Origin of the sequence: Enterobacter sp. Ap-867, from assembly GCF_011752855.1 — a bacterium.
Taxonomy (GTDB): domain Bacteria; phylum Pseudomonadota; class Gammaproteobacteria; order Enterobacterales; family Enterobacteriaceae; genus Cedecea.
Genome location: NZ_VWWS01000005.1, coordinates 213,155 through 234,957, shown reverse-complemented (window position 1 = coordinate 234,957; position 21,803 = coordinate 213,155). Strand labels below are relative to the sequence as shown.

The following is a 21,803-nucleotide window of genomic DNA, read 5'->3' as shown; positions in this document are numbered from 1 at the left end:
AACGCTTCCGCTCCACCAACAAGTAAATCAGTATATGGGGCTGTTTCCCGGACATTCAACTGTGGGAATGCAGGAAAAATAAATGGGGGATAAAATCCCCCATTTTCTTATTAACTGACTGGTTATTCTGGCGAATTATTCACCGGATGCCTGCTGTGCTTCCGGCTTACCATAAATTAATAGCGGCTTGGACTGGCCAGCGATGACGGACTCGTCAATCACCACTTTTTCCACGTCGTCCAGAGATGGCAGATCGTACATGGTGTCCAGCAGCGCGCCTTCCACGATGGAACGCAAGCCACGAGCACCGGTTTTACGGATCATCGCTTTCTTCGCAATCGCGTCGAGCGCTTCATCACGGAATTCCAGCTCTACGCCTTCCAGGTTGAACAATGCCTGATACTGTTTGGTAAGCGCATTTTTCGGCTCTTTCAGGATCTGGATCAGCGCGTCTTCGCTCAGTTCGCTTAAGGTTGCGACCACCGGCAGACGACCGATAAACTCAGGGATCAAACCAAATTTGATCAGATCTTCCGGTTCTACCTGGCCAAGCAGCTTGCCTTCGCTGGCTTTCTCAGACTTCGCTTTTACCGTTGCGCCAAAGCCGATACCAGAACCCGTTTCCACGCGGTTGGCGATCACTTTATCCAGGCCTGCAAATGCGCCGCCGCAGATAAACAGAATCTTGGAGGTATCAACCTGCAGGAATTCCTGCTGCGGATGCTTACGGCCACCCTGAGGTGGAACGGCAGCCACGGTGCCTTCAATCAGCTTCAGCAGCGCCTGCTGTACACCTTCACCGGACACGTCACGGGTGATGGACGGGTTATCAGATTTGCGGGAGATTTTATCGATCTCATCGATATACACGATGCCGCGCTGGGCTTTCTGTACGTCGTAGTCGCATTTCTGCAGCAGCTTCTGAATGATGTTTTCAACGTCTTCGCCCACGTAACCTGCTTCGGTCAGCGTGGTTGCATCGGCCATGGTAAATGGCACATCCAGCAGGCGAGCCAGCGTTTCTGCCAGCAGCGTTTTACCGCTACCTGTCGGGCCGATCAGCAGGATGTTGCTTTTACCCAGCTCAACGCCGTTGGACGTGTCGCTGTTGCGCAGACGTTTGTAGTGGTTGTAAACCGCAACCGCCAGCACTTTCTTCGCCTGCTCCTGGCCGATAACATAATCGTCAAGATGGTGGCGAATTTCGTGCGGCGTTGGCAACGCACTGCGTTCACGGTGCGGCGCAACTTCTTTAATCTCTTCGCGAATGATGTCGTTACATAAATCGACACACTCATCGCAGATATACACTGACGGCCCGGCAATCAGCTTGCGCACTTCATGCTGGCTTTTGCCGCAAAAAGAGCAGTACAGCAGTTTGCCTGAACCGTCTTTGCGCTTATCTGTCATCAGTAAAACCTCTTCTCTGTTTCTGTGTGCTACCACCGGTAGCACAAGTGCCATTCTACGGCGCAGCCGATAGTGAAGCGTTAAGTCAGGCCGCGACGTTGACTATAGTATAGCGGCCTAAAGCTTCGGGCATTAGTTACGGTGAGTCAGGATCGAATCAACTAAACCGTACTCTACCGCTTCGCTTGCGGAGAGGAAACGATCGCGCTCGGTGTCTTTCTCGATTTGTTCAAGCGATTTGCCCGTATGTTCCGCCATCAGCTCGTTCATACGTGCTTTCACTTTCAGGATCTCTTTAGCGTGGATTTCGATATCCGTCGCCTGGCCCTGATAGCCGCCCAGTGGCTGGTGAATCATGACGCGGGAGTTCGGCAGGCAGAAACGCTTACCTTTTGCCCCAGCGGTCAGCAGGAATGCGCCCATCGAGCAAGCCTGGCCCATACAAATGGTGCTGACGTCAGGCTTAATAAACTTCATGGTGTCGTAAATCGACATCCCGGCCGTAATTACGCCACCCGGAGAGTTGATGTAAAGATAGATATCTTTTTCCGGGTTTTCTGCTTCCAGAAACAGCATCTGCGCCACAATCAGGTTAGCCATATGATCTTCTACCTGACCGGTCAGGAAGATGACGCGCTCCTTAAGCAGACGAGAATAGATATCGTATGAACGTTCGCCGCGGGATGTTTGTTCAACAACCATCGGCACCAGGGCCATATGGGGTGCTAATTGATCTCGTTCGCCACTGTATGACATGTCCGTCTCCTGGAGTAATTAAGCCTACTGTACTGATTCTACTTGAGACGCAGGATATTGACTATGTTCCTTGCGCCGATTCTGGACGGAGTCAGTCAGGGATTGTTAATGGAACCTCACCCGAATAATGGGGATGATTTGCCCTGTTTCAAGCATAACAACCTTTTGTTGTTACGCTAACCCTGAAATGGGGTTTTATTGATGGCTTATCGTGTGATTTAGCAATAAAAAAGCCCGCCACCAAAAGGTGACGGGCCCGATGCTGCGTTTTTTGGCTAATCAGCCAAAAAGCACTTACGCCTGCTGGTTCATCAGCTCGCTGAAAGTGGTCGCTTTTTCGGACACTTTCGCTTTAGCCAGAACGGCTTCAACAGCCTGCTCTTCCAGCGCAACGTTGCGCATGTTGTCCATCAGCTCTTTGTTTTTACCGTAGAACTCGATGACTTCAGTCGGATCTTCGTAAGCAGAAGCCATTTCTTCGATCAGACCTTTAACACGCTCTTCGTCAGCTTTCAGCTCGTGGGTACGAATCACTTCGCCCAGCAGCAGACCAACAACAACGCGACGTTTAGCCTGCTCTTCGAACAGTTCACGTGGCAGTTCCAGAGCCTGTTTCTCGTTGCCACCGAAACGCTGTGCAGCCTGGCGACGCAGAACGTCGATTTCGCCGTCGATCAGCGCAGCTGGCACGTCGATGTTGTTAGCGTTAACCAGACCGTCGATTGCCTGAGACTTGATGCGGTTACGCACGGCGCCTTTCAGTTCGCGATCCATGTTTTTACGCACTTCGGTACGCAGGCCAGCCACAGAACCATCTTCAACGCCGAAACGCTTGATGAACTCTTCGGTGAATTCTGGCAGCTCGCGCGCTTCAACTTTCTTCAGCACGATGTCGAACTTCGCCGCTTTCCCTTTCAGGTTTTCAGCGTGATATTCTTCCGGGAAGGTTACTTCGATAGTGAACTCTTCGCCCGCTTTGTGGCCAACGATGCCGTCTTCGAAGCCAGGAATCATACGACCCTGACCCATTGCCAGCACGAAGTCAGAGGCTTTGCCGCCTTCGAACACTTCGCCGTCAACGGAACCGGTGAAATCGATGGTAACGCGATCTTCTGCAGTCGCTGCAGCGTCGCTGTCTTTCCAGGTCGCCTGCTGCTTGCGCAGGGTGTCCAGCATCGCATCAACGTCTTCGTCGGTCACATCAACAACCGGTTTTTCAACTTCGATGGCTTCCAGACCCTGCAGCTCAACTTCTGGGTACACTTCAAACTCTACCGCGTAGGTGAAGTCTTCGCCCTGTTTGTATTCGCCCGGCACATAGTTAGGTGCGCCAGCCGGATTGATCTTCTCTTTGATGATCGCATCAATAAAGTTGCGGCTCATCAGCTCGCCCAGCACGTCCTGACGAACGGAAGCACCGTAGCGCTGCTCAACGACGGTCATCGGCACTTTGCCTTTACGGAAGCCATCGATACGTACTTTTTTAGCTACGTTGACCAGCTCGCTTTTTACAGCGGTTTCGATGCTGTCTGCAGCGATAGTAATCGTGAGACGGCGGCCAAGGCCCTGAGTGGTTTCAACTGAAACTTGCATCTTGTTACCTCAAAAAATCACAGTGCTCGGTCAACTCTGGAAGCCCTGGTGGCTTCACAGAACCAGGATGTTCTCTGAATCAGAAACACATTCCCTGTCGTCAGAATCATCCCGAAGACATTCAAAAAATAAGACGCAGCATTATAGCGGCATCACAGGGGTGAGTCGAGAACGGCAATAGCGCTCGGCTGCGGCCTTTTTCACACTTCTTTGTCATTTATTCTTCTTTGCCCGCTCCCTTAAAGAGGCAGGCAAAACAAAACGGCCCGCAGGCCGTTTTGGGAAACGCAGTATACATACCGCAACATAACGGAAAAGTTCCCTTAGTTGCAAACGCTTAGCGGTTAATCAGGCAATGCTGCCCGCGCCACGGCAGTTCGGGGAGGCAAACACCGTGTCCTGCAGCCCTTCCCACTCTTTGACGGTGTAAGTATGCAGCGCCAGCGCGTGTACCGGGCCTGCCAGTTCCTCACTTAATGTGCCATAAATCATGCGATGGCGGTTTAAAAAGCGTTCGCCGGTAAAACGATCGCTAACCAGCACCACCTTAAAATGGCTTTCGGAGCCCGCCGGGACATTGTGACGATAGCTTTCATCCACGACTTCCAGGTACGCGGGGGTAAAGGCGGCTTTTAACTTCTCTTCTATCTGCTCGCGTATCAGCATGAACTTTCTCCTCGACAACGTAGAGATGCCACTCATCCCTTTAAATGTTAGCCGCTTTTAGCCAGATTTTGCTTTGAACACAACAAAAATTTAACTTTCGCGGGCCTTTCTTCACCCGGTTATCAGAACGTTCATAGGGTTAAGGCACTAAACCGAATGAAAAGTGTCAGAAGGTTTTGCTGAAGCCCAAAAAAATGGCAACGCGATGAAATTCCGTGCGTTAAGCACTTCCCCTGCACGACCGCAGTGTTATGATGGCGTGATTTTTTATCAGCCTGCCCTTTGAGTACATTGAGAAAGCGAACATGTTAAAAAAATTACTTTTCCCGCTGGTTGCCATGTTTATGCTGGCCAGCTGCGCAACACCGCCAACCACCATTGAAGTGTCACCAAAGATCACCCTGCCACAGCAGGATCCAAGCCTGATGGGCGTGACGCTAAGCATCAACGGTGCCGATCAGCGTACCAGCCAGGCGCTGGCGAAGGTGACCCGCGACAATCAGCTAGTCACGCTAACGCCATCCCGCGATTTGCGCTTCCTGCTGCAGGAAGTGCTGGAGAAACAGATGACCGCCCGCGGTTATATGATTGGGCCAAACAGCCCGGTTGATCTGCAGATCATCGTTAACCAGCTGTATGCTGACGTTTCCCAGGGTAACGTGCGCTACAACATCGCCACTAAAGCGGATATCTCCATCATTGCTACCGCGAAGAACGGTAACAAGATGACCAAGAACTACCGCTCCAGCTATAACGTTGAAGGCGCGTTCCAGGCTACCAATAAAAATATCGCTGACGCGGTTAACTCCGTGCTGACCGATACCATTGCGGATATGGCTCAGGACACCAGCGTTCACGACTTCGTTAAGCAGAACGCTCGTTAATTTTTACCCCGTTGGCCTGCTCACGCGGGCCAACAACAGAGTTTGTACAATTCCCCTATGTCCAATCATTATCTGCGCATCTTTCAGCAGCCAAAATCAGCCATTTTACTGATTCTGGGCTTTGCGTCCGGCCTGCCTTTAGCCCTGACATCAGGGACGCTTCAGGCCTGGATGACCGTCGAAAACATCGACCTGAAAACCATCGGTTTCTTCTCGCTTGTGGGCCAGGCCTACGTCTTTAAGTTTCTTTGGTCGCCGGTAATGGACCGCTATACCCCGCCGCTGCTCGGGCGTCGTCGTGGCTGGCTGCTAATCACGCAAATTCTGTTGTTGGTGGCAATCGCCGCCATGGGGTTCCTTGAACCCTCCTCGCAGCTGCGCTGGATGGCTGCCCTGGCGGTGATCATCGCCTTCTGTTCTGCCTCCCAGGATATCGTCTTTGATGCCTGGAAAACTGACGTTCTGTCTGCCGAGGAACGCGGGACCGGTGCCGCCATCAGCGTGCTGGGCTACCGCCTTGCAATGCTGGTTTCCGGCGGTCTCGCGCTCTGGCTGGCAGACCGCTATTTAGGCTGGCAGGCCACCTACTGGCTGATGGCAGCCCTGCTTGTGCCCTGTATTATCGCCACGCTTTTGGCGCCAGAGCCTACGGATGCCGTCCCCGTCCCTAAAAGCCTGGAGCGCGCCGTCGTTGAACCGCTGCGTGACTTCTTTGGCCGCAACAATGCCTGGCTGATTTTGCTGCTGATTGTGCTTTATAAGCTGGGCGATGCCTTCGCCATGAGCCTGACCACCACGTTCCTGATCCGCGGCGTTGGCTTTGATGCCGGTGAAGTCGGCGTGGTGAATAAAACGCTGGGGCTGTGCGCCACCATTTTCGGCGCGCTGCTTGGCGGAATGCTGATGCAAAAGCTGACGCTGTTCCGCGCCTTGCTGATCTTCGGCATTTTGCAGGGCGTGTCCAACGCCGGTTACTGGCTGCTGTCGGTAACGGATAAAGACATGATTACCATGGCAAGCGCGGTGTTCTTCGAGAACCTCTGCGGCGGCATGGGCACTGCAGCCTTCGTGGCGCTGCTGATGACGCTGTGCAACAAGTCATTCTCAGCCACCCAGTTTGCGCTGCTTTCCGCGCTTTCCGCCGTGGGCCGCGTGTATGTCGGCCCGATTGCCGGCTGGTTTGTGGAAGCCCACGGCTGGCCGACGTTCTACCTGTTCTCTGTCGTCGCCGCAGTACCGGGGATTCTATTATTACTGGTCTGTAAGCGCACGCTGGAGTTCACCCAGCAAAACGAAACCTTCATGACGCGCAGTGAATTTGCTCCGGCTTACCGCCTGGCGCTGCGTATTCTGGGCTTTGGCTGCCTGCTGCTGGCGGCGTGGCTGCTGGTTATTATCAGCAATGCGCTGGGGCTAACCGAATGGGCATTTGGTTTACAGCTGCTGGAATGGGGCGCTTTGTTCGCCATCGGCGGGATTCTGTTTGGCGGCCTGCTGGACTTCCTCGCCCTGCGCAAAACGTCACTTATCTGATAAGAATAAAAAAACCGGGCGGATAAACGCCCGGTCTGAGAAAGCCGGCAAGGTCACCCTGCCGGCTTTTTTATCGCCTTAAGCCAGCGCGTGTGCTGCCGCGTTTTGCCCGGCAAGTGTACCAAAGATGATGATATCGGCGACGGCGTTGCCGCCGATGCGGTTTGCACCGTGAATGCCGCCCACCACTTCACCCGCGGCCCAGACGCCCTGAATCACCTGATGCTGTTCGGTTACCACTTCTGCGCTGGTGTTAATGGTGACACCGCCCATCGTGTGGTGAACCCCCGGCGCAATGCGGATCGCGTAGTATGGCCCAGTGTCCAGTGGGAAACGCATCCCGGTGGTACGCCCAAAGTCTTCGTCCTTTTTCTGCTTCACAAAGCCGTTGTAGCGATCCAGCGTTTGCTGCAGCGCGTGCGCATCCATATTCAGCTTCACCGCCAGCTCTTCCGCCGTTGGCGCGCTGATCACAAACCCACGGGCAATATATTCATCCGCCGCTTTGTTGTTCTGGCGTACCTGCTCATCAAACAGGATCCAGGCACTTTTCTCCGGCAGAGCGATAATCTCTGCGGAAACCTTGTCACGGGTTTCCAGCTCATTGAAGAAGCGCTGCCCTTCCTGACTGACCAGAATAGCCCCGCCGCCGCGAATGGACTCGGAGATCAGATAAGAAGTCGTTTGCTCCACGGTCGGGTGGATCTGGATCTGATCCATGTCCACCGTACCGGCGCCGATCTTCTCCAGCAGGGCAATACCGCTCCCGGTCGCACCTTTATGGTTGGTGGTCACAAAACCTTTCAGCTCAGGGCGGTAGTGAACAACCATTTTACGGTTGGCGCTGAAGCCACCGGTAGCCACAACCACGCTTTTCGCCAGCAGAATATGGTGTTCGTTATATTCGTTCGCGACCTTAACCCCGGTTACCACGCCGTTTTCATGCAGAATCTCTTCCACGGTGGTATCCAGCAGTACGTCAATGCTGCGCTGGTTGACGTTGTTGACCAGGCCGCTTATCAGGAAGCCACCAACGGCCGAGCGGTCTGCCGGGCGGTGTGTACGGTCAATACTCATCCCGCCGGTGATGGTAATGTCGTTCAGGACGATATCCAGGCTTGCCAGCCAGTCAATGGCGCCTGGCGCGCGCTCGACGAACTCTTTCAACAGCTCGGTATTGTTTCTGAATTTACCGCCTTTCAGCGTCTCATCGTAGAACAGCTCTTTGCTATCTTTGATGCCCTTCATCGCCTGGAAGCGCGTTTCCGCGGCGTTCATGCCCACGGAGGCTTTGATGGTGTTGCCGCCGATGGTTGGCATCTTCTCGATGATCACCACGCGGGCACCGGCGTCGGAAGCACGAATAGCCGCCGCCAGGCCTGCACCGCCGCTGCCGATCACCGCCACATCGTAGCTTTGAGGTGCATCCGGGTTGCCGCCTTCTTCAATCACATGTTCTTTGCTGGAGGTGGTCATCGCGCGGGAGACCGCTTTCTTCAGGGCCTCACTTTGTGCCGTTGCCCCGGTCACCGCATCCACATACGGGCTGTTGGCCACCAGCATACGCGAGCGCAAAATTTCGAAACTTGGGGTGAAATCGACATCCACCGAATCGTCCTGCACCAGAGTAATGTCGGTGATACGGTCAGTGTCGAGCGTGACGCTGATTTTGAGCTTGAGCGCTTCGGCCTCCACTTTTTCCTGGAAGACCCCGGCTTTGTATTTGCGGCCAGTGGTGCTGGTGTCGCGGATCATGGCATCGACCAGCGAGAAGCGCCACAGCGGCTCAGGGATCAGCAGCTCTTCACGCTTGGTGCTGTCAATGAACAGATCCAGCGTTTCATTTTTTAGAATGCGATCGGCCCAGTCCGGGTAGGCAATACAGGCTTTCCCGACGGCAATCAGGTTGTACCCTAGGCCCAGCGCTTCTTCGGCATCAGTGCGGTTAACGACCCCACCCACCCCGATAACCGGCACTTTCGCCAGCGTTTCAGACCGCATCGCCAGATACTTGTTGATCAACATGGTCGGATCTTTGGTATCGACGATCGACGCACGCTTGAAGTAGCCCACGGAGAAGTGCACGTAATCAACGCCCCTTTCCGCCAGCTTTTCCAGCAGGTACATGGTGTCGTCGAAGCGGATGCCTGGCACCTCAATCTCTTCCGGCGAGAAACGGTAGCCGATAATAAAGGAAGCATCGGCGAAGCGGCTGGCCATTTTGTGGGTGATTTCGAGCACTTCCAGCGGGAACCTGGCGCGATTGTCGCGGCTGCCGCCCCACTTATCGTCACGCTGGTTAGAGTTTGGCGAATAGAACTGCTGAATCAGGTAAGTGTTTGCGCCGTGGATCTCCACGCCGTCGAATCCGGCTTTGATTGCACGGTTCACGGCATCGCCAAACTTGGTGATCATCACATCCACTTCTTCGGCAGTCAGGGCTTCTGGCGTGGTGGCCCCTTCACGCGGCGCGGCAATGGCGCTCGGCGCGACGGGCTTCTTGCCGCCAATCAGCTCCGGCTCAACCATTCGGCCGCCGTGATAAATCTGCAGAATGGCTTTAGAGCCGCGGGATTTAATCGCGCTGGCAATTCGCGCCAGGCCAGGAATTTTGTTGTCACTGTCGATAGCCAGAGCACCGGGGAAAGCGGGGCCTTTAGGATCGATAAAGCAGCATTCGACGATAACGGTGCCGATGGTGCCCGCGCGTTCGCGGTAATACTCAACCAAATCGCTGGGCACGCTGCCGTCGTAAAAACCGGTACAGGTGGTCATCGGCGCCATGATCAGGCGGTTTTTCAGCACCGCGCCGTTGGGCAAGGTGAGTGGCTTCAGGATCGGAGTTTTGGAGTTCATTCTTTATCATTCCAGCAGGTGAGGTCGACATTGTCCGGCACTCAATGAATAGCCCCGGCAGGCAACACAATTATCAGGGAGTAACGTAATTTGAATTAGAGAACAGAAACGGCAATTTTGCGGAATATATTTTTCGAATGTTAGTCAACGCCTTAAAAAAAGCAAATACAAATAATAACCATAAATAACAAAAGGTTTTATATCACTTTGCTTCTACTGAATAGTCGATGGCAATCAGCGAAGCGGCTTATTTACATCAGGTTACGATTTGATCTTTAACCACTTAAAGACTATGGATATAAATGAAGCGGATTTTTTTAGTTAAATAAAATCGTTGGCTTTTTGCTATACAGAAACAAAAATCTAATACCTGACACGGTCAGCAGGAGCGCAAAAGAAGGGATAATCTCCCATTGTTTCAGTATGATGAAGGATTCGAGAAACAATCGCTTATCACTCAATAAATATGAGGTTAAATGGAGGCAGGGAGCAGGTGCGATGGGCGGTCAGATTTGCACCGGTTAAAAAAACTATCATGAATGTATAAAATTCTGCCTATAAAAGATGAGGTGGAAATAAAAGTCGGGAAACAGGTTTTGCAGGGAATATTAATCGAATTCATCATGATAACTTTAAGGCACAGGCTATGACTAACACCTCACCAATAAGCGCGACAGCGAAAGCATCGCCCCCGGACGCGGGGAATAAAAAGCGCTTGATATTGCTATTTTTACCTATCCTTATCAGCATCATTATATTACTGCTTCCGGTTCCGGCCGGATTAGAGCCCTACGCATGGCACTTCTTCGCCATCTTCGTCGGGGTGATTGTCGGGCTTATCTTCGAACCCTTACCAGGCGCAGTTATCGGGCTGACAGGCATCGTGGTTATCGCGCTGTTCAGCCAGTGGCTATTGTTTAGCCCGGCCGAGCTGGCAGATCCTAAATTTAAGCTGGCGAGCCAGTCCTTCCAGTGGGCGGTCAGCGGCTTTAGCAACTCCACCGTTTGGCTGATCTTCGGCGCCTTTATGTTTGCCGCCGGCTACGACAAAACGCAGTTTGGCCGCCGTCTGGCGCTGATCCTGGTGAAATACCTGGGCCGACGCAGCCTGACGCTGGGTTACGCGATCACCTTCGCCGACCTGCTTCTCGCCCCGTTCACTCCGTCTAACACCGCGCGCAGTGGGGGCACGATTTACCCGATTATTGCTAACCTGCCGCCGCTGTATGGCTCTCTGCCCAATGACCCAAGCTCGCGCAGAATTGGCTCTTACCTGATGTGGGTGGCGATCAGCGCCGCCTGTATCACCAGCTCGATGTTCCTCTCCGCGCTGGCACCGAACCTGCTGGCGCTGGCGCTGGTGAAAAGCATCATCGGCTTTGAGATCTCCTGGGGCATGTGGTTCCTGGCCTTCCTGCCGCTGGGCGTGCTGCTGATCCTCACCATGCCGCTGCTGGCTTACTGGTTCTACCCGCCGGAAGTGAAGGTGAATGACGAAGTGCCGAAGTGGGCTGCCGCAGAGCTGGAAAAACTGGGCAAACTGTCGCGCAACGAAATCCTGCTGCTGCTGTTTGTCTGCAGCGCCCTGCTGATGTGGATTTTTGCCGCCGCATGGATTGAGCCTGCTATGGCCGCTCTGCTGGTCATTATCCTGATGCTGTGGACCGGCGTGCTTAACTGGAACGACATTATCAGCAATAAACCGGCCTGGAATACCTTTGCCTGGTTTGCCACCCTGGTGGCGCTGGCCGATGGCCTCGCTCGCGTGGGCTTTATTGCCTGGCTGGGTAAAGAAGGTGCCGCGCTGCTGCACGGCTTCGACCCGCAGGTGTCGGCGGTGATGCTGCTGGTGGCGTTCTACCTGCTGCACTATCTGTTTGCCAGCACCACGGCGCACACCACCGCGCTGCTGCCGGCCACGCTGACCATCGCCGCATCCATTCCGGGTATCAATATGCCTGTCTTCTGCCTGATGATGGTGACTTCACTCGGCGTGATGGGGATCATCACCCCTTACGGCACCGGTCCAAGCCCGATTTACTACGGCAGCGGCTACCTGCCAACCAAAGATTACTGGCGAATGGGTACCATCTTTGGCGCTATCTTCCTCTGTTCGCTGATGCTTATCAGCTACCCGTGGATGGTGCTGATGTTCTGATGCACAACGTTTGATGCAAAAGCCCCCGGCATAAACCGGGGGCTTTTTTATTTTATGAAGTAAACCATTTCGATGGTGATGCCATAAAGCATAGGCAGCAATATCATGCCCAATAGATTCACCAGGGGAGGAAGCTGACGGATAAATAAAACCGGGAACATCAGGACAACAACCACAATCCTGACAGGTAAGTTACGCCAGTCGCCACGTCTTTGCCAAAGCGCCCATCCCACCGGGATAACAAGGAAGAGCAGGATAACCAGCGCCCGCATCGTTATGACATCTTTTCCCTGCCATGCGCTCGCTCCACGCCATGCGCTATAAAATGCCATCGCAAGAAGCAGCCACGATGCCAGCCAGAAAACAGTATGGACGCATTTGCTTGCCGCTCCTCCGGATTTAAATCGGCGTTCAAGAAACGGATATCCCCAGAGAAAAGTCGCCACTACGGCCAGCATGACGCCTGACTGAAACGCGGCTTTCGGTGACTCATGGCCCGTTAGCCAGGCCGTATACCCCCAGAAAACTACGGCAATGATGGCTCCCCAGCTTAGCGCCAGGGTTGGTTTTTGCAGCACCTCAAGGAGTGAAGGATTAAGGCGCTCCAACAATGCGGGCGACTGCTGGCGTAATTCCCCCACCTGCTTCGCCAGCTGCGACAGCAGATCGGGAACCAGCCTTACCCACCCTGGAATCGCCATCCCTTTTTCCGTCAGCAGCCGCCATTTCAACTGAGCATAACGATTGCCTCCATATTGCCTGGCCAGATACTGCCAGTAGTTCTCCCGGTTAGTTATCGCAATCTGCTGTTCGAGGGCATGTACCAGCCAGTCAGGAAGTTGAGAGGAGCGGTAGCTGTCAATCTGCCAGTCCATCACCGCAGAGACTTCATTTAACAGGCTGCGGTTAAGCCACTTCTGCTCGCTTAGTGCTTCGGCGAGCATCAGGCTAAACACGTGTCGGGCTTCAAGTGCATCGGGGATTTCATTATCAAGGTAACGATGCAGCGTCCCCAATCCTTCAAGTTCATCCCTGATTAACAGAGTCGAAACTGACTGCGCCTGTTCCCAGAGTTCATTTTTGCTCCAGAGTGTTTGTGGCTGAGAGGTCTGCTCCTGCATCAGTTCCCGAACATAATCCATCATCGGCGTAGGTTCAGGTTTACCCGGGAAATGCTCATCTTCGTCGTTCAGAACAACCGTCGAACTGGCATAGCGTTTGGCGCTATCAAACGCCTCGCGCAACGCCTGAAACCCCTTCGGGTCTTTGTCCGGCCGCCGTAGCTTTAGCTCCCGGGCATAAGCCCGACGAATTTCGCTTTCATCTCTTGTAGGCTCAATGCCCAGCACATCCCATATCGTCGCCATCTTTACAGTCCGTCGTTAAGCTGGTCTAACACCCGACGCAGGTCGTCCCGCGCGGCAGCAATAACACGCAGATCCTGGCGGTCCAGCGCCTGTTCAAACTGCGTCGCATAATGATCGATAATCTGGCGTCTGTCTCCCAGCGTCTGCTCATAGCGTTTTGCCGCTTCGGCAGCCAATTGGCGATTTTCAGGCACGTCCCGGGGATGTTGTTTGAGCGCGTCCAGCTGTTTTAAGCGGTTTGCAATATCCTCAGCGCTGAGCATGCCCGGCGATTTCTCGATCACCATTGTGGACGCGGTTTGCTCGCCGCTGACTCTGCATTCCACTTCCAGGATGCCGTCAAGGGTATAGGTGAAACGCACGTCCACGCTAACTTCCCCCGCTTTGCGCGGCGGGATCTGAATCGACATGCTGTCCAGGCGCAGGTTGTCGCTGACTTTGCGGGATTCTCCCTGATAAACCTCAATATCTATCTTGCGCTGGTTATCATTCATGGTGCTGAAGGTCTGCATCACGCTAACCGGCACGAAGGCGTTGCGCTCAATCAGCGGCGAGAAAAAGCCTTCTTCTATTTTGTCCCCGTGCCGGCGGGCCACTTCGATCCCCAATGAATAAGGCATCACATCGGTGAGCACCACGTCGTCCAGCGCTTTGTCTTCCGCTATAAGTCCGGCCTGAACGCCGGCGCCCAGCGCCACCACTTCGTCAGGATTCAGTTCATTACGAGGGAAGCGACCAAACATGCGGGTCACCAGCTGGCGAACCAGCGGCATACGGGTTGCGCCACCCACCAAAATAACGTGGTCGAGTTGCGCAACGTCAAATTGCGCATCCTGTAACGCCTGAACCACCGGTTTTTTCAGGCGGGACAGCAGCCCACTGCAACATTCCTGGAAAGCCTCTTCGGTCATATCCCAGCCGTATTCCTCACCACCGCAAGTCAGTTTCGCAGTGGCTTTTTCCTGATTGCTGAGCTGGCGTTTTAACGATTCTGCCTGGCGGGTCAGTTCTGCGGCAAACGCCGGGTCATCAAGCGTTAGCTGGGGATAGTGGCTTAGCATCCACTGGCGGATTGCTTCGGTAAAATCATCGCCCCCCAGCCAGGCATCGCCGCTGCTGGCGCGCACCTCTATGACGCCTTCAAACATATCGACGATGGAGACATCAAACGTTCCGCCGCCTAAGTCGAAGACCAGGAATTTTTGCTCACGGCTGTCGGCCAGTCCGTAGGCCAGCGCGGCTGCGGTGGGCTCATTAAGAAGGCGCTCAACGTCCAGGCCGGCCATCTGCCCGGCAGCTTTCACCGCCTTACGCTGGGTATCGTTGAAGTAAGCCGGTACGGTAATGGCCGCACGCGTGACGCTGCAGCCAAGCGTAACTTCGGCATCCGCTTTTAATTTTCTCAGCACTAACGCGGCAAGCTCTTCAGCACGAAATGACTGCTGGCCAAGAGTGAAGGTTTTATCGGTGCCCATATAACGCTTGAAACTGGCGACAGTGAGATGAGGATGACTAACCAGTCGGGCCTTTGCCGCCTCGCCAACCAGCAGATGCCCATCGTCATCCAGCCCGACCACGGAAGGGGTTAAACGCTCACCGCGGCGGCCCAAAATTAACGTTGTCCCCGCAGCACCAAACCAGGCCACGGCGCTATTGGATGTGCCGAGATCGATACCAATAATGGGTGAAATATCTCCTGCCATGATCTTATCCCTGATTATAAAGTGGCTACTTAACGCCCTTAACCCTGTCGTTTTCACCTGCTTTGTGATTAAGAAAATGTAATTAATACCGGATAGTTACTTTTTTTGTCTATTAATTACCCAGGCCATAAAGTGTTACCGTCGAGGACTATTTATCGTAATTAAATACAGTTTTCTTTAATTACTTTGTTCAATAAGCATTAAAAGATTATCCTTAACGATTCAGCCCGGTGAGAAATTAATATTTGTTGGAAACATGTGACAAATGCTGCCGCATTGTTAATTAAATGTATTTTAATTTGACTGGTTATACTCATTTCCCCGGACTATTTCCGCCAACATAGGTTTTCGTTATAACCTGCGGAGCCCGCGCACCAACGCTAGATTTTACAGTTTGTTGCATTCTGTGTGACATCGTAGGCAGAACCCGGTAACACCCTACTGACACTGCGCCATTCATGTTTACAGTAATGTAACCTTCCCGTAAAATGCCGGCACACTTTAAACGACAATAGAGCTCCCTGGAATTGAGGTCGTTAAATGAGACTCAGGAAATACAATAAAAGTTTGGGATGGTTGTCATTAATCGCAGGCGCTTTTTTACTCAGTGGCTGTGATTCTGCACTCCTGGATCCCAAAGGACAGATCGGACTGGAACAACGTTCACTGATACTGACGGCCATCGGCCTGATGTTGATTGTCGTTATCCCTGCAATTGCAATGGCTATCGGTTTTGCCTGGAAGTATCGGGCATCCAACAAAGACGCCAAATACAGCCCTAACTGGTCGCACTCGAACAAAGTGGAAGCTGTAGTCTGGACGATTCCTATCCTTATCGTTATCTTCCTCGCGGTACTGACCTGGAAAACCACTCACTCTCTTGAACCTAGCCGCCCGCTGGAACATGAAGCGAAGCCGGTGACCATCGAAGTTATCGCCATGGACTGGAAATGGTTCTTCATCTATCCGGAGCAGGGTATCGCTACGGTGAATGAAATCGCCTTCCCGGCCAATACCCCAGTGGAATTCAAAATCACCTCTAACTCGGTGATGAACTCCTTCTTTATTCCGCGCCTGGGTAGCCAAATCTACGCAATGGCAGGTATGCAGACCAAACTGCACCTGATTGCCGATGAAGCCGGCACCTACGACGGTATTTCGTCAAACTACAGCGGTAAAGGTTTCTCCGGCATGAAGTTCAAGGCTATCGCCACGCCGGACATGGACACCTTTAACCAATGGGTTGCTAAAGCGAAACAGTCTCCTGAAGTCATGAACGATATGGCGACCTACGAGAAACTGGCCGCGCCAAGCGAATACAACAAAGTCGAATACTTCTCCAGTGTTAAACCTGATTTGTTTAAAGACGTGATTAACAAATTTATGGGACACGGGAGCATGCACATGACCAAGCCGGAAGGTGAACAGGCTTCCCATGACGATATGAAAGGCATGGAAGGTATGGAAGGCATGGACATGAGTCACGCGGAAACCTCTCACTAAGGGGCCGAGGAATAATACGATGTTCGGAAAACTTACACTGGATGCAATCCCGTACCATGAGCCAATTGTCATGGTTACGGTTGCGGCAATCATCGTCGGGGGACTGGCGCTGCTTGCGGCTATCACTTACTTCGGTAAGTGGGAATATTTATGGAAAGAGTGGCTAACCTCCGTTGACCACAAACGCCTCGGCGTGATGTACATTATCGTCGCTATCGTCATGCTGCTGCGCGGCTTTGCCGATGCGGTAATGATGCGTAGCCAGCAGGTACTGGCCTCCGCCGGCGAAGCAGGCTTCCTGCCGCCTCACCACTACGATCAGATCTTTACCGCCCACGGCGTTATCATGATCTTCTTCGTAGCGATGCCATTTGTTATCGGCCTGATGAACATCGTTGTGCCTTTACAGATTGGCGCGCGTGACGTTGCCTTCCCATTCCTGAACAACCTGAGCTTCTGGTTCACCGTTGTCGGCGTGGTGCTGGTTAACCTGTCACTGGGCGTGGGCGAATTCGCTCAGACCGGCTGGGTAGCTTATCCACCGCTATCGGGGATTGAGTACAGTCCGGGCGTCGGGGTCGATTACTGGATCTGGAGTCTCCAGCTGTCCGGTATCGGTACGACACTGACCGGTATTAACTTCTTCGTGACCATTCTGAACATGCGTACCCCGGGTATGACCATGTTCAAAATGCCGGTGTTCACCTGGGCTTCGCTGTGTACTAACGTACTGATTATCGCCGCGTTCCCAATCTTCACCGTGACCGTCGCGCTGCTGACCCTTGACCGCTACCTTGGCACCCATTTCTTTACCAACGATATGGGTGGCAACATGATGATGTACATCAACCTCATCTGGGCATGGGGCCACCCGGAAGTTTATATCCTGGTGCTGCCGGTGTTTGGTGTGTTCTCTGAGGTGGTTGCAACCTTCTCTAAAAAGCGTCTGTTCGGTTACACCTCCCTGGTGTGGGCGACCATCGCGATTACCGTTCTGTCGTTCATCGTTTGGCTGCACCACTTCTTCACCATGGGCAGCGGGGCGAACGTAAACGCCTTCTTCGGTATTGCCACCATGATTATCGCCATCCCGACCGGGGTGAAGATCTTCAACTGGCTGTTCACCATGTATCAGGGCCGCATCGTCTTTAACTCCGCGATGCTGTGGACCACTGGCTTCATCGTCACCTTCTCTATCGGTGGGATGACCGGTGTTCTGCTGGCGGTGCCGGGCGCGGACTTCGTGCTGCACAACAGCCTGTTCCTGATTGCACACTTCCACAACGTTATCATCGGCGGCGTGGTCTTCGGTTGCTTCGCAGGTCTGACCTACTGGTGGCCAAAAGCGTTCGGCTTCACGCTGAACGAAACCTGGGGCAAACGCGCCTTCTGGTTCTGGATTATCGGTTTCTTCGTGGCATTTATGCCGCTGTACGTGCTGGGCTTCATGGGCATGACCCGTCGTCTGAGCCAGCAGATCGATCCACAGTTCCACACCCTGCTGGTTGTTGCAGCCTGTGGTGCGGCGCTGATCGCTCTGGGCATTCTGTGCCAGCTGATTCAGTTCTACGTTTCTATCCGTGACCGCGAGCAGAACCGCGATCTGACCGGTGACCCATGGGGCGGCCGTACGCTGGAGTGGGCAACGTCTTCCCCACCTCCGTTCTATAACTTCGCCCACCTGCCGCACGTTCACGAGCGTGATGCATTCTGGGAGATGAAAGAGAAAGGTGAAGCGTACAAGCAGCCTGCGCACTATGAAGAGATTCATATGCCGCGTAACAGCGCAGCCGGTATCATCATCGCTGCATTCAGCACCGTGTTTGGCTTTGCCATGATCTGGCACATCTGGTGGCTGGCGATTGTTGGCTTTGCCGGCATCGTTATCACCTGGATTGCGAAAAGCTTCGACGAAGATGTGGATTACTATGTTCCGGTGGCTGAAGTCGAAAAACTGGAAAATCAGCATTTCGAAGAACTCACCAAAGCAGGGCTGAAAAATGGCAACTGAGACTGTAAATAACGCCCACGCCGCGGAGCACGGGCACCACGATGCGGGAACCAATAAGGTCTTTGGTTTCTGGATCTACCTGATGAGCGACTGCATTCTGTTCTGTTGCTTGTTCGCGACCTATGCCGTTCTGGTGAACGGCACCGCAGGTGGCCCGGCAGGGAAAGACATCTTCGAGCTGCCGTTCGTGGCCGTTGAAACTGCCCTGCTGCTGGTGAGCTCCATCACCTACGGCATGGCGATCATCGCCATGAATAAAGGCAACAAAAGCCAGGTTATCTCCTGGCTGGCGCTGACCTTCCTGTGCGGTGCAGGCTTCGTTGGGATGGAAATCTATGAATTCCATCACCTGATCAAAGAAGGCTTCGGCCCGGATCGCAGCGGCTTCCTGTCAGCGTTCTTCGCGCTGGTCGGTACCCACGGTCTGCACGTCACTTCCGGTCTGGTGTGGATGGCATTCATGATGATTCATGTTTCCCGCCGCGGCCTGACTAGCACCAACCGTGCGCGTCTGATGTGCCTGAGCCTGTTCTGGCACTTCCTTGACGTGGTTTGGATCTGCGTATTCTCTGTAGTCTATCTGATGGGGGCAATGTAATGAGTCATTCAACTGAACATAGCGGCGCCCACCACGGTAGCGTGAAGACCTACATGACAGGTTTTATCCTGTCTATCATCCTGACGGCTATTCCGTTCTGGATTGTAATGGAAGGCACGGCCTCTCACGGCACCATGCTTGCCGTGATCCTGGTGACTGCAGTCGTCCAGATTCTGGTGCACCTCGTGTGCTTCCTGCATCTGAACACCTCGTCGAGTGAGCGCTGGAACCTGGTGGCCTTTGCCTTTACGGTGCTGATTATTGCCATTCTGGTGATTGGCTCGATCTGGATTATGTGGAACCTCAACCTGAACATGATGGTTCACTAAGAGCGGCATGTATGATTAAGCAATACCTGCAAGTAACGAAACCAGGAATTATTTTCGGTAATTTAATTTCTGTCATTGGGGGATTTTTACTGGCCTCGAAGGGCAGCATTAATTACCCGCTGTTCCTCTATACGCTGGTTGGCGTATCACTGGTGGTCGCATCAGGTTGTGTTTACAACAACTTTATCGACCGCGATATCGACCAGAAGATGGAGAGAACGAAAAATCGGGTGCTGGTTAAAGGCCTGATTTCACCGAAAATTTCGCTGGTGTACGCCACCGTGTTGGGTATTGCTGGCTTCATGCTGCTGTGGTTTGGTGCTAATCCGCTGGCGATGTGGCTGGCCGTGATGGGCTTCGTGGTGTATGTCGGGGTGTATAGCCTCTACATGAAACGCCACTCGGTCTACGGCACGCTCATCGGCAGCTTGTCCGGTGCGGCTCCTCCGGTTATCGGCTACTGCGCCGTGACCAACGAGTTCGACACCGGCGCCGCTATCCTGCTGGCTATCTTTAGCCTGTGGCAGATGCCGCACTCCTATGCGATTGCCATCTTCCGCTTTAAAGATTACCAGGCCGCCAATATTCCGGTTCTGCCGGTGGTAAAAGGCATTTCCGTCGCCAAGAACCACATCACGCTGTACATCATCGCTTTTGCGGTGGCGACGCTGATGCTTTCTCTGGGCGGCTATGCCGGATACAAATATCTGATCGTCGCCGCGGCGGTCAGCGTCTGGTGGCTGGGTATGGCGCTGCGGGGCTATAAAGTGGAAGACGATAAGGTCTGGGCGCGCAAGCTGTTCATCTTCTCTATCGTGGCCATTACCTCGCTGAGCGTCATGATGTCGGTCGATTTTATGGTGCCAGACTCACATAATCTGCTGACTTACGTCTGGTAAGTCGCGAAAAGCATAAAAGGGCACCTCGGTGCCCTTTTTTATCAGTATCATCAAAGCACCTGCCCTGTAATATCTGCTAAATAACTAACGATTTACCCTCCCCTGCCCTCGCACTACACTAAGGCCGACTTTTTATCTGAGGTGGTAATGAACGATTACAAAATGACGCCCGTCGAGCTGCGTGCGACGTGGGGTTTAGGCACTGTCTTTTCCCTGCGTATGCTGGGTATGTTTATGGTATTGCCAGTTCTTACCACCTGGGGCATGGCGCTGCAGGGCGCAAGCGAAGCGCTCATCGGCCTGGCAATCGGCATTTATGGCCTGGCGCAGGCCGTCTTCCAGATCCCTTTCGGCCTGCTTTCTGACCGTATTGGCCGCAAGCCGCTTATCGTTGGCGGGCTGGCTATCTTTGTGCTCGGCAGCGTTATTGCCGCCCTGAGCGACTCCATTTGGGGCGTCATTTTAGGCCGTGCGCTGCAGGGCTCCGGCGCAATCGCCGCCGCTGTTATGGCGTTACTCTCCGATCTAACCCGTGAACAGAACCGAACCAAAGCGATGGCCTTTATCGGCGTCAGCTTCGGGGTAACCTTCGCCATCGCGATGGTGCTCGGCCCGATCATTACTCAGGCGCTTGGCCTGCAGGCGCTGTTCTGGATGATCGCCGTCTTAGCCAGCTGCGGCATTCTGATTACGATTTGGCTGGTCCCGAATAGCAAAACGCACGTGCTTAACCGCGAGTCGGGGATGGTCAAAGGCTGCTTCCGCAAAGTGATGATGGAGCCGAAGCTGCTGAAGCTGAATTTCGGCATCATGTGCCTGCATATCATGCTGATGTCCACCTTTGTCGCCCTACCGGGCCAGCTTGAACAAGCGGGGTTTCCAGCGGCTCAGCACTGGAAAGTCTATCTTTGCACCATGCTGATTTCGTTTGTTTCGGTCGTACCCTTTATTATTTATGCCGAAGTTAAACGCCGCATGAAGCACGTCTTTGTCGGCTGCGTGGCGGTACTTTTAATTGCTGAGATCGTGCTTTGGGGCGCGGGCCCGCACTTCTGGGATCTGGTGATTGGCGTGCAGCTGTTCTTCCTCGCCTTTAACCTGATGGAAGCGATTCTGCCTTCGCTTATCAGCAAAGAATCTCCGGCGGGCTACAAAGGCACCGCCATGGGCATCTACTCCACCAGCCAGTTTATCGGCGTAGCCATCGGCGGCTCGCTCGGCGGCTGGCTGAACGGGCTGTTTGATTCGCAAACCGTCTTCCTGGCAGGCGCGGTGCTGGCGATGGTCTGGCTATTCGTCAGCTGGACAATGCAGGAGCCGCCTTACGTTAGCAGCCTGCGCATTGAGCTGCCGGAAAGCAGTGCGAACGACGAACATTTGCGTGAAAGGCTGCTGGCTCAGCCAGGCGTGAGTGAAGCGAACATCATTCCAGAAGAACGCAGCGCGTATGTGAAAATCGACAGCAAGCTGACGAACAGATATGAGATTGAGCAGGTGGTGAAAGGATAGAACATCCCTCACCTGATGCGGTGAGGGA

At 53.6% G+C, this 21,803-nt stretch carries 16 protein-coding genes; 9 read left to right on the top strand and 7 right to left on the bottom strand.

Annotated features, from left to right (window positions below):
- Positions 1 to 135: 135 nt before the first annotated feature.
- From clpX to bolA, 4 genes are all read right to left on the bottom strand, one after another.
- Positions 136 to 1,410, bottom strand: a complete 1,275-nt coding sequence (gene clpX / locus F3J26_RS13930; protein ID WP_166994426.1) for an ATP-dependent protease ATP-binding subunit ClpX — start codon at positions 1,408 to 1,410, stop codon at positions 136 to 138.
- A 132-nt stretch (positions 1,411 to 1,542) separates the two neighbouring features.
- Positions 1,543 to 2,166 (bottom strand): ATP-dependent Clp endopeptidase proteolytic subunit ClpP, encoded by a 624-nt coding sequence (gene clpP / locus F3J26_RS13925; RefSeq protein WP_008454616.1) that lies wholly within the window; start codon positions 2,164 to 2,166, stop codon positions 1,543 to 1,545.
- Between the two features lie 294 nt (positions 2,167 to 2,460).
- Complete coding sequence (gene tig, locus F3J26_RS13920; RefSeq protein ID WP_166994424.1) at positions 2,461 to 3,759, bottom strand: trigger factor; 1,299 nt, start codon at positions 3,757 to 3,759, stop codon at positions 2,461 to 2,463.
- 348 nt (positions 3,760 to 4,107) lie between these two features.
- Positions 4,108 to 4,425, bottom strand: a complete 318-nt coding sequence (bolA, locus tag F3J26_RS13915; RefSeq protein ID WP_008454607.1) for a transcriptional regulator BolA — start codon at positions 4,423 to 4,425, stop codon at positions 4,108 to 4,110.
- Between the two features lie 305 nt (positions 4,426 to 4,730).
- On the opposite strand from bolA, the gene F3J26_RS13910 reads away from it, so the two are divergent.
- Both F3J26_RS13910 and ampG read left to right on the top strand, forming a co-directional pair.
- On the top strand, positions 4,731 to 5,309 hold the full coding sequence (locus F3J26_RS13910; RefSeq protein WP_008454604.1) for a lipoprotein: 579 nt from the start codon (positions 4,731 to 4,733) through the stop codon (positions 5,307 to 5,309).
- A gap of 57 nt (positions 5,310 to 5,366) precedes the next feature.
- On the top strand, positions 5,367 to 6,842 hold the full coding sequence (gene ampG / locus F3J26_RS13905; RefSeq protein WP_008454603.1) for a muropeptide MFS transporter AmpG: 1,476 nt from the start codon (positions 5,367 to 5,369) through the stop codon (positions 6,840 to 6,842).
- A gap of 78 nt (positions 6,843 to 6,920) precedes the next feature.
- On the opposite strand, the gene F3J26_RS13900 is transcribed toward ampG, so the two are convergent.
- Positions 6,921 to 9,698 carry a flavocytochrome c gene (locus tag F3J26_RS13900; protein WP_166994422.1) on the bottom strand — a complete coding sequence of 926 codons (2,778 nt, stop codon included), beginning with the start codon at positions 9,696 to 9,698 and terminating at the stop codon, positions 6,921 to 6,923.
- Between the two features lie 646 nt (positions 9,699 to 10,344).
- On the opposite strand from F3J26_RS13900, the gene F3J26_RS13895 reads away from it, so the two are divergent.
- Positions 10,345 to 11,856, top strand: a complete 1,512-nt coding sequence (locus tag F3J26_RS13895) for an anion permease (RefSeq protein ID WP_166876093.1) — start codon at positions 10,345 to 10,347, stop codon at positions 11,854 to 11,856.
- Positions 11,857 to 11,903: 47 nt separating this feature from the next.
- Here the strand turns inward: F3J26_RS13895 and F3J26_RS13890 are convergent, their stop codons facing one another.
- Together F3J26_RS13890 and F3J26_RS13885 are read right to left on the bottom strand one after the other, a co-directional pair.
- Positions 11,904 to 13,223 carry a J domain-containing protein gene (locus F3J26_RS13890; RefSeq protein ID WP_166994420.1) on the bottom strand — a complete coding sequence of 440 codons (1,320 nt, stop codon included), beginning with the start codon at positions 13,221 to 13,223 and terminating at the stop codon, positions 11,904 to 11,906.
- Between the two features lie 2 nt (positions 13,224 to 13,225).
- Positions 13,226 to 14,926 (bottom strand): molecular chaperone HscC, encoded by a 1,701-nt coding sequence (locus F3J26_RS13885; protein WP_166994418.1) that lies wholly within the window; start codon positions 14,924 to 14,926, stop codon positions 13,226 to 13,228.
- A 540-nt stretch (positions 14,927 to 15,466) separates the two neighbouring features.
- Between F3J26_RS13885 and cyoA the strand changes: the two genes are divergently transcribed.
- From cyoA to F3J26_RS13855, 6 genes are all read left to right on the top strand, one after another.
- Entirely contained in the window at positions 15,467 to 16,429 is a 963-nt protein-coding gene (gene cyoA / locus F3J26_RS13880) for a cytochrome o ubiquinol oxidase subunit II (RefSeq protein WP_008454597.1), read from the top strand.
- A gap of 19 nt (positions 16,430 to 16,448) precedes the next feature.
- Positions 16,449 to 18,440, top strand: a complete 1,992-nt coding sequence (gene cyoB / locus F3J26_RS13875; protein WP_166994416.1) for a cytochrome o ubiquinol oxidase subunit I — start codon at positions 16,449 to 16,451, stop codon at positions 18,438 to 18,440.
- Positions 18,430 to 19,038, top strand: a complete 609-nt coding sequence (locus F3J26_RS13870) for a cytochrome o ubiquinol oxidase subunit III (protein ID WP_008454595.1) — start codon at positions 18,430 to 18,432, stop codon at positions 19,036 to 19,038. Before cyoB ends, F3J26_RS13870 begins: the two co-directional genes overlap by 11 nt.
- Positions 19,038 to 19,367, top strand: coding sequence for a cytochrome o ubiquinol oxidase subunit IV (locus F3J26_RS13865; RefSeq protein ID WP_008454594.1), 330 nt, complete (start codon positions 19,038 to 19,040; stop codon positions 19,365 to 19,367). The genes F3J26_RS13870 and F3J26_RS13865 overlap by 1 nt, the downstream gene beginning before the upstream one ends.
- A gap of 11 nt (positions 19,368 to 19,378) precedes the next feature.
- The gene (gene cyoE, locus F3J26_RS13860; protein WP_008454592.1) at positions 19,379 to 20,266 is read left to right on the top strand and encodes a heme o synthase; all 888 of its coding nucleotides are present in this window, start codon (positions 19,379 to 19,381) and stop codon (positions 20,264 to 20,266) included.
- A 147-nt stretch (positions 20,267 to 20,413) separates the two neighbouring features.
- Complete coding sequence (locus tag F3J26_RS13855) at positions 20,414 to 21,775, top strand: MFS transporter (RefSeq protein WP_166876106.1); 1,362 nt, start codon at positions 20,414 to 20,416, stop codon at positions 21,773 to 21,775.
- The last annotated feature ends 28 nt before the right edge of the window (positions 21,776 to 21,803 follow it).